This window comes from Tenacibaculum sp. Ill, from assembly GCF_051938915.1.
GTDB classification, from domain to species: Bacteria; Bacteroidota; Bacteroidia; order Flavobacteriales; family Flavobacteriaceae; genus Polaribacter; species Polaribacter larymnensis.
This window is the reverse complement of sequence record NZ_JBPSCW010000002.1, coordinates 1,372,881-1,386,352: the sequence shown is the minus strand read 5'-3', so window position 1 is coordinate 1,386,352 and position 13,472 is coordinate 1,372,881. Positions and strand designations below refer to the sequence as shown.

General features: G+C 30.3%; 17 protein-coding genes. 9 read left to right on the top strand and 8 right to left on the bottom strand.

Annotated features, from left to right (window positions below; genetic code table 11):
• Positions 1-4: 4 nt before the first annotated feature.
• The gene (locus ACTPNM_RS06605; RefSeq protein ID WP_440121082.1) at positions 5-1,003 is read left to right on the top strand and encodes a hypothetical protein; all 999 of its coding nucleotides are present in this window, start codon (positions 5-7) and stop codon (positions 1,001-1,003) included.
• Here ACTPNM_RS06605 and ACTPNM_RS06600 read toward each other — a convergent pair.
• The 5 genes from ACTPNM_RS06600 to ACTPNM_RS06580 form a co-directional block, all read right to left on the bottom strand.
• Complete coding sequence (locus tag ACTPNM_RS06600; RefSeq protein ID WP_440121081.1) at positions 1,000-1,542, bottom strand: hypothetical protein; 543 nt, start codon at positions 1,540-1,542, stop codon at positions 1,000-1,002. The two genes, ACTPNM_RS06605 and ACTPNM_RS06600, sit on opposite strands and share 4 nt — an antisense overlap.
• A 166-nt stretch (positions 1,543-1,708) precedes the next feature.
• Complete coding sequence (locus tag ACTPNM_RS06595) at positions 1,709-2,128, bottom strand: hypothetical protein (protein WP_125068289.1); 420 nt, start codon at positions 2,126-2,128, stop codon at positions 1,709-1,711.
• Positions 2,129-2,164: 36 nt separating this feature from the next.
• Positions 2,165-2,506, bottom strand: coding sequence for a hypothetical protein (locus tag ACTPNM_RS06590; protein WP_440121080.1), 342 nt, complete (start codon positions 2,504-2,506; stop codon positions 2,165-2,167).
• Positions 2,507-2,614: 108 nt separating this feature from the next.
• Positions 2,615-3,259, bottom strand: coding sequence for a response regulator (locus ACTPNM_RS06585; protein ID WP_440121079.1), 645 nt, complete (start codon positions 3,257-3,259; stop codon positions 2,615-2,617).
• Positions 3,260-3,262: 3 nt separating this feature from the next.
• Positions 3,263-5,053, bottom strand: a complete 1,791-nt coding sequence (locus ACTPNM_RS06580; protein WP_440121078.1) for an ATP-binding protein — start codon at positions 5,051-5,053, stop codon at positions 3,263-3,265.
• 307 nt (positions 5,054-5,360) lie between these two features.
• Here ACTPNM_RS06580 and ACTPNM_RS06575 point away from each other — a divergent pair, with 307 nt between their 5' ends.
• From ACTPNM_RS06575 to ACTPNM_RS06555, 5 genes are all read left to right on the top strand, one after another.
• A complete protein-coding gene (locus tag ACTPNM_RS06575; protein ID WP_274641363.1) occupies positions 5,361-5,594 on the top strand; it encodes a thioredoxin family protein in 234 nt (77 codons plus the stop codon).
• 67 nt (positions 5,595-5,661) lie between these two features.
• The gene (locus tag ACTPNM_RS06570; RefSeq protein WP_440121077.1) at positions 5,662-5,925 is read left to right on the top strand and encodes a DUF2024 family protein; all 264 of its coding nucleotides are present in this window, start codon (positions 5,662-5,664) and stop codon (positions 5,923-5,925) included.
• On the top strand, positions 5,925-6,527 hold the full coding sequence (locus ACTPNM_RS06565; RefSeq protein WP_440121076.1) for a MarR family winged helix-turn-helix transcriptional regulator: 603 nt from the start codon (positions 5,925-5,927) through the stop codon (positions 6,525-6,527). Before ACTPNM_RS06570 ends, ACTPNM_RS06565 begins: the two co-directional genes overlap by 1 nt.
• 91 nt (positions 6,528-6,618) lie before the next feature.
• Entirely contained in the window at positions 6,619-7,344 is a 726-nt protein-coding gene (locus tag ACTPNM_RS06560) for an AAA family ATPase (protein ID WP_440121075.1), read from the top strand.
• Entirely contained in the window at positions 7,337-8,071 is a 735-nt protein-coding gene (locus tag ACTPNM_RS06555) for a YggS family pyridoxal phosphate-dependent enzyme (protein ID WP_440121074.1), read from the top strand. The genes ACTPNM_RS06560 and ACTPNM_RS06555 overlap by 8 nt, the downstream gene beginning before the upstream one ends.
• On the opposite strand, the gene ACTPNM_RS06550 is transcribed toward ACTPNM_RS06555, so the two are convergent.
• From ACTPNM_RS06550 to ACTPNM_RS06540, 3 genes are read right to left on the bottom strand one after another with little or no spacing between them, the layout of a single operon-like run.
• Entirely contained in the window at positions 8,068-9,756 is a 1,689-nt protein-coding gene (locus ACTPNM_RS06550) for an ABC transporter substrate-binding protein (RefSeq protein WP_440121073.1), read from the bottom strand. The genes ACTPNM_RS06555 and ACTPNM_RS06550 overlap by 4 nt on opposite strands.
• Positions 9,740-10,057: an antibiotic biosynthesis monooxygenase family protein gene (locus ACTPNM_RS06545; RefSeq protein WP_440121072.1), complete on the bottom strand. Its 318-nt coding sequence runs from the start codon at positions 10,055-10,057 to the stop codon at positions 9,740-9,742. The genes ACTPNM_RS06550 and ACTPNM_RS06545 overlap by 17 nt, the downstream gene beginning before the upstream one ends.
• Positions 10,054-10,554 (bottom strand): GNAT family N-acetyltransferase, encoded by a 501-nt coding sequence (locus ACTPNM_RS06540; RefSeq protein ID WP_440121071.1) that lies wholly within the window; start codon positions 10,552-10,554, stop codon positions 10,054-10,056. Before ACTPNM_RS06540 ends, ACTPNM_RS06545 begins: the two co-directional genes overlap by 4 nt.
• 127 nt (positions 10,555-10,681) lie before the next feature.
• Between ACTPNM_RS06540 and mtaB the strand changes: the two genes are divergently transcribed.
• Genes mtaB through ACTPNM_RS06525 form a run of 3 tightly spaced genes read left to right on the top strand, consistent with a single transcriptional unit; the run spans position 10,682 to position 13,464 of the window.
• Positions 10,682-12,016: a tRNA (N(6)-L-threonylcarbamoyladenosine(37)-C(2))-methylthiotransferase MtaB gene (gene mtaB / locus ACTPNM_RS06535; RefSeq protein ID WP_440121070.1), complete on the top strand. Its 1,335-nt coding sequence runs from the start codon at positions 10,682-10,684 to the stop codon at positions 12,014-12,016.
• 36 nt (positions 12,017-12,052) lie between these two features.
• Positions 12,053-12,799, top strand: coding sequence for a DUF6438 domain-containing protein (locus ACTPNM_RS06530; protein WP_274641372.1), 747 nt, complete (start codon positions 12,053-12,055; stop codon positions 12,797-12,799).
• Positions 12,799-13,464 carry an alpha/beta hydrolase gene (locus ACTPNM_RS06525; RefSeq protein WP_440121069.1) on the top strand — a complete coding sequence of 222 codons (666 nt, stop codon included), beginning with the start codon at positions 12,799-12,801 and terminating at the stop codon, positions 13,462-13,464. The genes ACTPNM_RS06530 and ACTPNM_RS06525 overlap by 1 nt, the downstream gene beginning before the upstream one ends.
• The last annotated feature ends 8 nt before the right edge of the window (positions 13,465-13,472 follow it).

Here is a 13,472-nt window from a genome sequence, read left to right as displayed (position 1 = left end):
ACTTATGATGAATTTAAAAAAAGAGTTACTGCATATTACTTCTCAATTCTTTGAAGAAAAACCTGATTATTCTTCAGCTTTAAAAGAGTATAAACAATTACTTTTTAGAACTTCAAATGAAACTATAAATAATGAAGAGCATCGAAATAATGTTCAACTTGAAAATGGTTTAGCGATAGGTACTTTATGGGCCGCTAATTGTCTTGATGATTTGGTAAGAACCTATAAGTTTATTAGAGGAATTGAGGTTGCTATTCAAGAGAAAATCTATCAAAAAGACTCACTACATATTCTTTATGCTGGTACTGGTCCTTTTGCTTCGCTCATACTTCCTTTTATATTGAAGTATACTGATTTTGATATAACATACACACTTTTAGAAATAAATCCCTTAAGTTTTGAGGCTTTGAAAAGTACAATTAAAAAGTTAGGTTTAGAATCACATAACATCAATTTTGTAAATAAAGATGCTACAAAATATCAATTCCCAAAAAACTTTTCTCCAGATATTATTGTGAGTGAAACTATGCAACGTGCATTGGATAGTGAGCAACAAGTTTCTGTTTTTTATAACTTAATGAGGCAGTCTAATTCAGATACTGTCTTTATTCCTGAGAAAATTACGTTAACTATTGGTACAAGCTCTTCTGAAAATAGGAAACCTGACATTCAACAAAAATACTATTGCGAACATCACAAAGTATTTGAGGTTAGTAAAAAAGCCATGAAATCGAATGATTGGTTGTTTGAAAAGACTTCAAACAAATTAGGTTTTACTGAAAAGCATACAGTTTTAAAAGAGGAAGAACTTTCTACAGCTAGTGAAATTGTGGTGATGACAGAAATTACAATTTATAAAAATGAGAAACTTATTATAAATGAAAGCGGCTTAACTGTTCCTAAATACATTAAAGATGTTTCCAACGACAAAAAAGAATCCTTAACTATTAAGTCTAAATATGTAATTGGTGTTGAACCTAAGCTTGATTTAAAAATTGTTTAAACAAACTTCAAGTTTACTCCTTTTTTCTCAGCATATTTCTTTGCTGCCTCGTCTAGTTCTAAGTTTTTTTCTTTAATCTCTTCTAGGCTTTTTGCTTTAAACTCTTTGATTAACTGATTAATTTCTTGTTGAGTTTTTCCCTCATCATACATATATGCTATTTCTGCATAGTCCTTTTTATAAAAGTCGATACAAAACTCAAATAATTCAACAGAAGCATTTATTAACTCTTTTGAATCTTCATTTACTTCTAATTTCTGAATATCTTTTAAACTTCTTTCAAGATTTGGTATGGTGACTCTATGAAGGTATTGAGAATATGTTGCTGCATATTCTTCTCCGTCATTATCATAGTACTTTAGATATTCATTTTTTTGTAATTCTTTAAGTTGCTCAAAATACCCTATGCCATAATTAGCCATCAATAAATTGGCTTTAAGTACTGTTTTTTCAACAACTTTTTGCGGAGTTTCTTTCTGACAACTTGCAAACATTATAAATACTACAATTACCCCTAAAATATTATTTACCCTTTTCATTTCTAATATCTTTTATCAGGTTATAAAATAAATTCTTAACGTTTATGTAAAAAACATTGCAAACAAGGCTTTTTTTTTGATTTTTTGATAGAAACCCCACACCCCTACCTTATTTAAGCCTTAGTTTACAATGTTATATTTTTTTCTCTTTCTTTATTTAGTTAGCTTATATAAAGATGAATGAAGCAACAATCATCCACACTCCTACAGCTATTCCTAATAATCCTAACTTTCCTTGTTTCGGTGCAATCTTCCCTCTCAATATTTCTGCTTTTTCTCTAGCTTCAGGATTTTTTGATAATAATAACTTGTTTATCATTCCGTATCCTAACATAAAACCTAACCCTGCTTCAACAATACTACCTGCTAAGAAAGTTCCCCACCATATTGGTGCCGTAGTTAACCAACCTATATTTAAAACAGCTGAAATGATTCCCCAAATTCCCCAAATACAGAAGATAAGACCAATCCATCCTTGGTAAGGCTCTATTTTTTCTAATAATTCTTTGGCGTTTGGTTTTTTTGATAAGATTAAAGATGGCACTGCCACAATACTTAAAAATACTAATGAGATTCCGTAAATCATGTTTAATTAAAATTTAAATGGTTTATATTGATTTTATTATTTATGAATTAAAAGTGCTGAAGAAAACATAAACAGCATTAAAAAAGTTGCGATGATAAGTCCTGAAAACATCCACCAAGGAGTTTTACTTGTTTGCTTATGCTCTTTTGCTTTTCGTTGTAAATCTGGTGGCATTTGACTTTTGCTCATTTCTAATTTACAATGCCCACAAATACTGTATGTTTTTTTGAATAATGGAAAAACAGGAATCCAAAATATATGTGCATACAATCTATTTACTTGTATAAACAATCGCTCTGGCGTATTACAATAATTGCAACTATGATTGTTTACTGGTTGTATGTTTATTTTGGCTTCTCGCCATCCAAAAATTACCATAACTTTATTACTTATTAATTACGGTACAAAGATGCGAGAGTATCTATTGTTTAAATAGACTGAAACTAGTGAAAGTTATTACCCTGTTTTCAGGGGTACGCTAAATTATTACTCTACAAGTCCTAGTTTTATTGCGTATTTTGTTAATCCGGCTAGGTTTTTTACGTTTAGTTTTGATATTAAATTCTTCCTGTAACTTTCAATAGTATGTTTACTTAAAAAGAGTTTATCTGCTATTTCTTGTGTAGTATATTCTTCAGCAATTAACTTAAGTACGTCTTTTTCTCTTGCCGTTAACATTACAGACGCTTCTTTTCTTTTATTAAAAACATTTTCCATGTAAGCTTCCCGTACAGATTGTGAAAAGTATTTTTCACCATTAAGAATAGTTTGCACAGCTTGTAGTAATTCAGATTGTGTTGCATTTTTAGACAGGTATCCATCAACATTATTCTTAATCAATGCATCTATCATCCCTGTATCTGTATGCATACTAACAATTAATGTTTTGATGTCTGAACGTTCTTTTTTTATATAATCGTTCAATGTAATACCATCTATATCTGGCATAGAAATATCACTAATAACAATATCTATATGTTGATCTGGATTTGTTTTTATGTACTTTATTACATTTTCACCACTATTTGCCGTTAATAAGATATTATAAACATCTTCATTCTTAAAAATGTTTAACAATCCGTCTAAGAACATTTTATGGTCATCAACTAAAATAATATTATAAGTCATCATGTATTAATTTAAAGGTACATCAATATCTATCACTGTTCCTCTGCTAGGAAAAGAGTTTATTAAAACATTTCCCTTAATTGTTTTTAATCTATCTTTTAAATTTTGAAACCCAAGTCCGTACCTTACTTTTTCTTGATCAAATCCAACCCCATCATCTTCAAAAAGTAGTTGTATTGTATTATTGAATACGGAAAGTTGAATGTCTATTTGTGTTGCCTTAGCATGTTTTAATGCATTGGTCAATAATTCTTGAATTATTTTATAGAGTTCTACTTTTAAGTTCTCATCTATTTGATCCACCTCATCTGCCGGATGAATTTGTAGCGTTATTTGTTCTTTAGATAATGCTTTAACATTATTTATATATTCCGTTATAATTGTTGTAAAAGCAGAATCTTTAAACTTTTTAGGCATTAAGTTATGAGACAACTCTCTTACCTGATTATACGTTTCATCTACTTGTTTAATGAGACTTTCTTCTTCTAATTTACTCTTATTAGATAATTGCAATTTTATAGTTGCTAAGTTGCCTCCAATACTATCATGTAACTCTCTAGCAATACGCTTTCTTTCATTATTCTGTCCTTCTAGTGAAGCTTTTACCAACTTTAACTCTTGGTCTTTAAGTAAAGTAGTTATTTTTTGTTGATTTACTTCTTCTAAAGTCTTATTAAGTTTACTTTGTGTTTGAAGCTTTTGATAGTAAACATATAATAGAGCAAGTACAGGTATTAATACAATAAGAAAGACTATTAAAATATGAGCTTTCATTGTTTTTTGTCGTTCTATTTCTTGTTTTTGCTCCAGTGTTTTATACTGTACTTCTAGCTCATTGACTTGCTGTTTATTTTGACTTACTAAAATTTCATTGTTTACACGATTTAATTGTGTCATTAAAGCATGCGCATTTTTATAATCTCCTGTTTCTGCATAAGCATTTTGAAGACCTAAAATAGCTCTTCTTTCTATTTCTAAATTTCTCCACTGAATAGAGTTTATATATACTGTAGACAATATAGTTTTGGCATTTTCATAATCTTTCTCCTTTAAATAAAAATTCCCTACTACATTCCCTGCTTTAGCATATAAGGTATAGAAGCCTCTGGATAACGATTCGTTAAAAACATTATAACAAAGATCTAATGCCTCATCTATTTTCCCTTCTTTTTGTAATATTCTACCAAGCCATAAGTCAGTTTTCAATGCTTCTTTTACAAAGCCTTCTGCTACATAAAACAGTCTTGCTTTCTCATAGTTTTCCTTTGCTTTTTCAAACTCTTTTCTTGTGTAATAAATAAAACCTAGCTCAAAAATAGCATCGTGCTTTAGCTTTTCGTTTGGAGCATTTTCAATACATTCTTCTAAAATTGCTTTTCCTTCCTCTTCTTTTCCTCTAACATATTTTACTATTCCTAGTCCTATTCTATTTTTGATAAACAACTCATCATTCGACTCACTATTTGAATGTTCTATTCCTTTAAAAAACCACTTCAAAGCCTCGTCAAAAAGTCCTTTTTCTAACTTTCCTTCAGCAACTATACTTGAAACCTTTGATAAATGATTTTCTTTGTCTATTAATTTATTCTTAGTGGTTTCTGTATACAGTTTATTTCCATAGTATATTATAGAGTCTAAGTTTCCTTTTTCTCTATGAAATTCTATAAGGTCAAATGTAGCATCATATTTGGCTTTAAAATTTTCTGCAGTATTAATTTTAAAAAAAAGAGAATCATTAGGTATTGTAGGGTTCACTCCAAAAGCTTTAAACCCTTGCACTCCTTCCGACTGTGACATTGCTTTAAAAGTAAATAACAAAAGGACTGCGATTGTAACTTGTTTTACAAATAACAATCTCATACCTCTTTTTAAGTAACCTATTCTCATCTCAATTATTAAATCTTTTCTCTAAACAATTAGAACCGCTAAAATTACATAACATTTTTATTTCTTAATTAACTATTAATGATTTTATTCTTTCTACTCCTTTCTAAAGAAATAAAACTCTTTTATCAGTATTTATTTTTAAAAATTTATTCATGATAATTTTTATTAGTTAGGAAACCTAACTATATTTGTAATAAAATTTAAAATAAATATAATTATGAGTAAATCTATTTTTTATCACGCAGGTTGCCCTGTTTGTGTTAGTGCAGAACAAGACATTATAAATCTAATTGGTTTAGACAATGTTGAAGTAGTTCACTTCGGTAATGACAAAAATCGAATTTTAGAAGCAGAAAATGCTGGTGTAAAATCTGTCCCTGCTTTGGTAACTCCTACTGGTAATGTACTCCATATTAATTTTGGAGCATCAATGGAAGAAGTAAAAGGATAATTTTTTTGCTCTACAAAGTTAGGATTCCTAATCTTGTAGAGCTTTTTAATATTTTAAATTATATAAAATGGAAGTAGCTGTTTGGGATACTTATGTAACTAAGAAAGATAATACAATAATGCATTTTGATATTATTGCACCTTCTAACAATAAAGACACTAACATAATTTTTAATTATGGAAAAGAATATTTAAGAACTAAAGGTCTAGAAAACCTAGAAATATCTTCAAAAGAATGTGTATTTTGCCATATTGAAATACTCAAACCTGAATGGGAAGATGCGATACATAAAAAAGGGTATTTTATATACGAAATGGAAAACTGTAATTAATGAAATCTCCTTTTGACTTAAATCAGCAAAACACTAAAATTGAAAGTAAAATAGTTGTGGCTTTGGAGCGAATTTCTGAAGCTTTCAGAGTACTTCTTTGGAGCGAAAGTAAGGAGAACTCTTTGAGCCCTATTCAAATTCAAATTCTAATTTTTTTACTATTTCACTCTGAAGAAAAATGCAAAGTGAGTTATTTGGCTGAAGAGTTCAATATGACTAAAGCTACCATTAGTGATAGTATTAGGGTTTTATTGAAAAAAGAGTTAGTTCAAAAGTTTAATAACCCTAGCGATACTAGAAGTTATATTATTGGTTTAACCAATCAAGGAAAACAAATAGCAGAGAAATCAGCTAATTTTACACTTAATATAGAGAAACCTTTAAGTTCATTACCTGAAAATCAAAAGAAAGATATACTAACAGGACTCTTAAAAGTAATATACCAACTAAATCAGGCAGGAGTTATAACTATTCAAAGAATGTGCTTTACTTGTTCTTATTATCAAAATGAAAACAATGAGCATTTTTGTAAACTTTTACAATCTAAATTATCTTCGAAAGAGTTAAGAATTGATTGTCCAGAACATGAGTTTAAAGGTTAGTGTTTTAAAGCATCAATCCTACTTCTTAACTGTATGTTAAAAGGTTTACTTTATTACCTATAACCTTTTATTTTTGACAAAAAATTATAAAATGGCTATACATAACTTGATTCTTCAAACGAAAGAAACAACTATAGAACTAGATGAAGTTCATCTTAGTAATAAAAATAAAAATACGCTACAGCAACTACTAAAAGAATTTAAACATATAGCTGTTTTGAATCAATACAAACTCCCTGTTGACAATAAAATCTTATTATTCGGACATACTGGTTGTGGTAAAACTACCACCGCTAAAGCTATTGCCAAAAAGCTTGATAAAAAAATTATCATACTTAATTTGGGTAGCATTGTTTCTTCAAAACTAGGAGAAACAGCTAAAAATATTTCCGAAGTTTTTAAAAAAGCTACAAGAGAAAGTGCTGTGTTATTTTTAGATGAATTTGATTACATCGGTAAAGCTCGTGATTATGACAGCAAAGACTCAAGCGAGATGAAACGATTGGTTAATACTGTAATCCAATTAATAGATCAATTACCTAACGATGTTTTATTAATTGCTGCTACCAATCACTCTAGTGTTATAGATACTGCACTTTTAAGACGTTTTCAGTTAAAACTTAAATTCGAAGCGCCTAGTGAATCAGACTTAGACAGCTATTACGAAACGTTACTGCAACAATTCCCAGAAGAGTTTAGAAAAGTAAATCGTGTGTACGATATATCGTATGCGGAAGCAAAAGACATTACTCTTCGAGCTGTAAAAAATAAAATTATTGAAAAAGAAGAACTAAACAATCAATTCGTAAATGGATAATATTCAAAACAACCTTAGCATTATTCATCAAAGAATACAATTTGCTTGTAAGAAAGCTAACAGATTACCAGAAGATGTTCGATTGTTACTAGCTACAAAAACAGTAAATACTGATAAAATAAACTTTGCTTTAGAACAAGGTGAAACTCTTGTGGGTGAAAATAAAGTACAAGAATTAAAGCAAAAGTGTAATGCAATAAAGCATTTACAACCTGAAGTACATTTTATTGGTCATTTACAAAGTAACAAGATTAAAGAAGTTCTAAAATGGGCTAGTTGTATTGAATCTATCGATCGTTTATCAGTTGCTGAAAAATTACATCAACGGTTGATTTTTGAGGAAAAAGAAATTGATGTATACATACAAGTAAACACCTCTTTTGAAGAAAGTAAATTCGGAGCTAATCCAGAGGAAACTATTGAGCTTATAAAAGAAATATCTAAGTTTAAAAATATTCATGTAAAGGGGTTAATGACCATTGGTTTACTAAGCTCAGAATCCGATGAAGTTCGAAAATGTTTTCGCCTTTTAAAACAGCTTCAAGAAAAAATCAAGGCACTACAAATTCCTAATGTAGCTATGGAAGAACTCTCCATGGGAATGAGTGGTGATTTAGAAATCGCTATTGAAGAAGGTGCTACTATTGTACGAGTTGGAACAGCTATTTTTGGAGAACGTATCTACCCTGATAGCTACTACTGGAATGAAGCAAAAAGTAGCTCTTAATTTTTCTGTACTCTTTTTAAATTCAATAAATCAATAGGGTTAATTCCTAAACCTGTAACATTTTTCTGTGTAAAGCGGATTACCTCATCATAATATAATGGTACAATTGGGGCCTCAGCAATAATAATACTATCCATTTTTTGGTATAGGGTATAACGCTTTTTTACATTTACTTCTTTAATGGATTGTTCATACAACCTATCAAAAAAATCATTTGTAAAGTGTGTATAATTAGGGCCGTTTGGTGTAAAGTTTTTGCTATAAAAAAGCGATAAATAATTTTCTGCATCAGGATAATCAGCTATCCAACTTGCTCTAAAAATAGGCAACTTACCATTAGCTTTTCCTTGGCGTAATGTTGAAGGAGGTATCACATCTACTTTAGTTACTATTCCTATTTTTTGTAATTCACGTTGAATAAACTCACACAAATCTAAATAGTTGCTGTTCGTTGTAATTGCTATTTGCGGACTCTCATCTCCTGTCTCTTCTTTGTATTGTGCTACTAACTTCTTTGCTTCTTCAGGTTTGTATGAATATCCTTGTTGATTATTGAACGATGGCAATCCCTTTGGAATAAATCCACTTGTAGCAGGACTCCCGATTCCGTTTCTCAAAAACTTAATCATCTTCTCCCTATCAAACCCAAAATTTATAGCTTGTCGTATCAATTTCGATTTTGTTGGGTGCTCTTCTTCTCCATCTAAATAAATCCCTAAATATTCTGTGTTTAAATACGCCCCTGTTTTCATATTGATTTTAGAAACATATTTCTCTTTTAAGGTTCCGTCTGTGTTTAGAATATCATCTTTATACGAGGCATCTAAACTTTTCATAAAATCTATATTTCCTTGAATAAACTGTAGAAACTCACTTTGTTTGTCTGGTAAAAAAGTTACAGCTACTGCTTCTAAATACGGAAGTTGATTTCCTTTGTCATCCTTTTCAAAAAATAGTGGATTTTTTCTCAATACCAACTTGGTATTTTCTACCCAAAGTTTAAAATGAAAAGGACCAGTTCCTATCGGGTTTGCTCTAAACTCATTTCCAAAATAATCAACTGCTTCTTTTGGAACTACAGAGCAATACTTCATGGCTAACAATCCTAAAAAAGGTGGAAAAGGTTGCTTTAAATTGATTGTAAAAACAGAATCGCTTTCTGCTTTAAAATTAGCAACATTTTGTAACACCCAACCTCCTGGAGATGCCACATTTTTGTCAAGTAATCGATTAAAAGAGTATTCAAAATCTTTAGCTATTACATTTCTTGTAGAGTCTTTTCCAAACAGTTTATGTTTGTGAAATAATACATCATTTCTTAAATGAAACTGGTAAGCTCTTCCATCTTCAGAAATTGTCCAATTCTTAGCTATCGAAGGTTGTACTTGTAAACTATCATCCAACTCTACCAATCCATTATACAATTGATTTACAGCCCAAATATTTCGTTGATCTTTTGCAAAAGCAGGATCTAATGAGGTAATATTTGAATGCTCGTTATAGCGAAAAACTTGTGAATCGTTAAAAGTTGACGTTTTTTTTCCGCAGGAAGTGATTAAAAGCAAAAGACAAATGGCAAAAGGTAAAAGCTCTCGACTACATTCAAACTGACGCTTTCTAGAGTCTCTCTTCTCTCTTCTCTCTTTTCTTTCCTCTATTTTCTCTTCTCTATTTTTCAAACCCATACTCTCGTTCTACTTTGCTTATTCGAAGTTGATATTTTTTATACCATCTCTCTCTTCCTATATTTCTAGCTTTAGTATGTTCTACATTATTTTTCCATTTTAAAATAGCATCCAAACTTTCCCAATACGAAACCGTAATCCCTACATCGCTTCTTGTCGATTCAATACCTAAATACCCATCTTGTTCTTTAGCTAAATTGTCCATTTTTTCAGCCATTTCATAATATCCTTCTGTGTCATCTGAAAGAGTTGTCGTGAAAATTACTGCGTAATACGGAGGTTTTAAATTATCTACTATCATAAAATTAGTTCATATTTTGTTTCTGGTAAGCCAATATCATCACTTATAAATTTCTCTATCACAACAAAGTTAAATCGTTCTAATATTTTAGCGGAAGCTACATTTTCATCCACCACACACCCAATCAGTTTTTTCATTCCTACCGATTTACAGTACTGTATTAATCCTTCACAAAGTTCCGTTGCAAAACCATTACCCCAGTATCGTTCTATAAACCGATAGCCTATTTCATCATTTCCCTCTTCGTCTTTTACCAAAGCAACCGTACCTACAAATTCATTGTCTAACTTACGTTCTATGGCATATATCCAAAAATCATTTTCCTTATTAGTGTATCGTGCTATAAGCTGTTTTAAATCTTCTTTACTTTCTTCTAAATTTTTAGGTTCTCCTGTGGCATATTGTAATACTTTAGGGTTACTTTCTAACTCATAAAAAGGTTCTATATCAACAACTTGAAGCTTTCGAATAAGTAATCTTTTCGTTTCAAAAATCATGAATATTATCGTACTTTTGCAAACCCAAAACTGCTTTAAGCAGTAGTAGATTAAATAAACTATACGAACTTCTAAAAAATTAAAGACTTGTACAAGGCTTTTGTTTTTTATTTAGGACAGAGAAAAGATGAATGTAGATAAGAAAGTAGCTTTTTACACATTAGGTTGTAAATTAAATTTTTCAGAAACCTCAACCATTGCCAGAAACTTTGTTAATGAAGGGTTTGAGCGTGTTGAGTTTGAAGAAAAAGCAGATATATATGTAATTAACACCTGCTCGGTAACAGACAATGCTGATAAACGTTTTAAAAGTATTGTAAAATCTGCCTTAAAGAAAAATGAAGAGGCTTTTGTTATTGGTGTAGGATGTTATGCGCAATTAAAACCTGAAGAATTAGCTGCTGTTGATGGTGTAGACTTAGTATTAGGTGCTACTGAAAAGTTTAATGTAACTAGCTATATTAACGACCTGACCAAAAACGAAATTGGTGAAGTACATTCTTGTGAGATTGAAGAAGCTGATTTTTATGTGGGTTCATATTCTATTGGGGATCGTACTCGTGCTTTCTTAAAAGTACAAGATGGATGTGATTATAAGTGTACTTATTGTACCATTCCGTTAGCACGTGGAATTTCACGAAGTGATACGTTAGAAAACGTATTAAAAAATGCTAAAGAAATTTCTGAGAAAGGAATTAAAGAAATTGTTTTAACAGGAGTAAATATTGGTGACTACGGAAAAGGAGAATTCGGTAATAAAAAACACGAACATACTTTTTTAGAATTGGTACAAGCACTTGATAAAGTTGAAGGAATTAATCGTTTACGAATCTCTTCTATTGAGCCTAATTTATTAAAAGATGAAACGATTGATTTTGTTTCAAACTCAAACACATTTGTTCCGCACTTTCACATTCCACTACAATCTGGTAGTGATGAACTGTTAAAGAAAATGAAGCGTCGTTATTTACGTAAAGTATATACTGATAGAGTTACTAAGATTAAAGAGGTAATGCCTAACGCTTGTATTGGTGTAGATGTTATTGTTGGTTTTCCTGGTGAAACAGATGAATTATTTTTAGAAACCTACAACTATTTAAGTGAATTAGACATTTCATACTTACACGTTTTCACTTATTCTGAAAGACCAAACACAGAAGCTGTTGAAATGGACGGTGTGGTACCTAAGAAAACACGTGCAAAACGTAGTAAAATGCTACGCGGGTTATCTGTTAAAAAACGTAGAGCTTTTTATGAAAGTCAGTTAGGTAACACCTTAACAGTTTTATTTGAAAGTGAAAATAAAGAGGGATATATCCACGGTTTTACAGAAAACTATGTAAAAGTTAAGGCTCCTTGGAATCCTGAATTGGTAAATACATTACACACAGTTACGTTAACAAAAATTGATGAAGATGGTTTAGTTCGTTTTGATTTTGTGGATGCTGGAGTTATTGCTTAACTTGTCAACTAGTTCACACAATCAAAAAACTCATTTATGAAGTACCTATTATACTCTTTTTTAGCCTTAGGAATCTCTTGTGGTATTCCTAAAAAAAGTTCTGAAACCAAATTAACAGAGCCAATAGAAAAAGAAACAATTATTGAAGAAGAAGTTACAAAACCTATAGCTTCTCAAAATGAGTTAATTATTGTTCTTAAAAACGCTAAAAGTATTGATGATGTAAAATCACTTATAAAAAATAGCGGCTTAACTTGGAGTAAAATGGCTTATGAAACTGATGCTTCAAAAATAGGCATTGTTGAAGTTCCTGAAGGCAAGCGTGATTTTTGGATTGGTAAACTACAGGAAAGCGGAGAGTTTAGATTAGTTGATGCCAACTCAGAAGAAAAATTAACTAACATCATTTCCGAAGAAAAAAATAACCTTTTAAGAATTATCAAAACGAAATGCTTTGGTGATTGCCCTGTATATACAGTTTCTATTGATAAAAAAGGGAATGTAGTTTATAATGGGGTAGAATATGTACTTGTAGAGGGTATTCAAAAATTCACTCTTTCAGAAAAACAACTACAAGAGTTAAACGAAAAACTTACTAAAAAAGATTTTAAAAGCTTTAAGGACGCTTATAATAATCCCAAAATTCCAGATTTATCTAGTACTTATATAGTTCATGATGGAAAACAAATCTTAATTCGTTTATGGAAAGATATTCCTGATGAGCTTATTGATGTACACGAATATATTGATGGTATATTATTAGACAAAAAGTTTATTGAATAATGCCTAAAACTCACTTGTATTTTGTCCCTGGTTTAGCTGCCAATACCAAAATATTTGAGCGTATTTCTTTACCGGAAGAGCATTTTGAACTGCACTTTTTAGATTGGATGCTACCAACCTCTATTAACGAAAGTATTGAAGAATATGCTCTACGAATGTGTGCTAAAATTCAACACAAAAACCCTGTGTTAATTGGAGTTTCTTTTGGAGGTATTATGGTACAGGAAATGAGTAAAATTATTGATTGTAAAAAAATAATTATAATATCAAGTGTTAAAAGCAATAAAGAGTTTCCTAAGCGTTTTAAACTAGTACAAGTAACAAAAGCCTATAAGCTTTTCCCTTCAAAAGTTATTTCAAATATTGAAAATTATGAACGTTACTTTTTTAATGATTATTTAAAAAAACGTGCTGAATTATATAAAATATACCTATCAATTAGAAACAAAGAATATTTGCAATGGGCTATATATAATGTATTACACTGGAAACAAAAAGAATCTATTCCCGGTATAATTCATATTCACGGAAAAAAAGATGAAGTTTTTCCTATAAAATATATTAAAAATTCAATTGAAATTGAAAACGGAACACATGTAATGATTTTAAACAAAGCAAAAACAATTTCTGAAATACTAAAAAAGGAATGTTTTTTGATGGATTAACATCATTA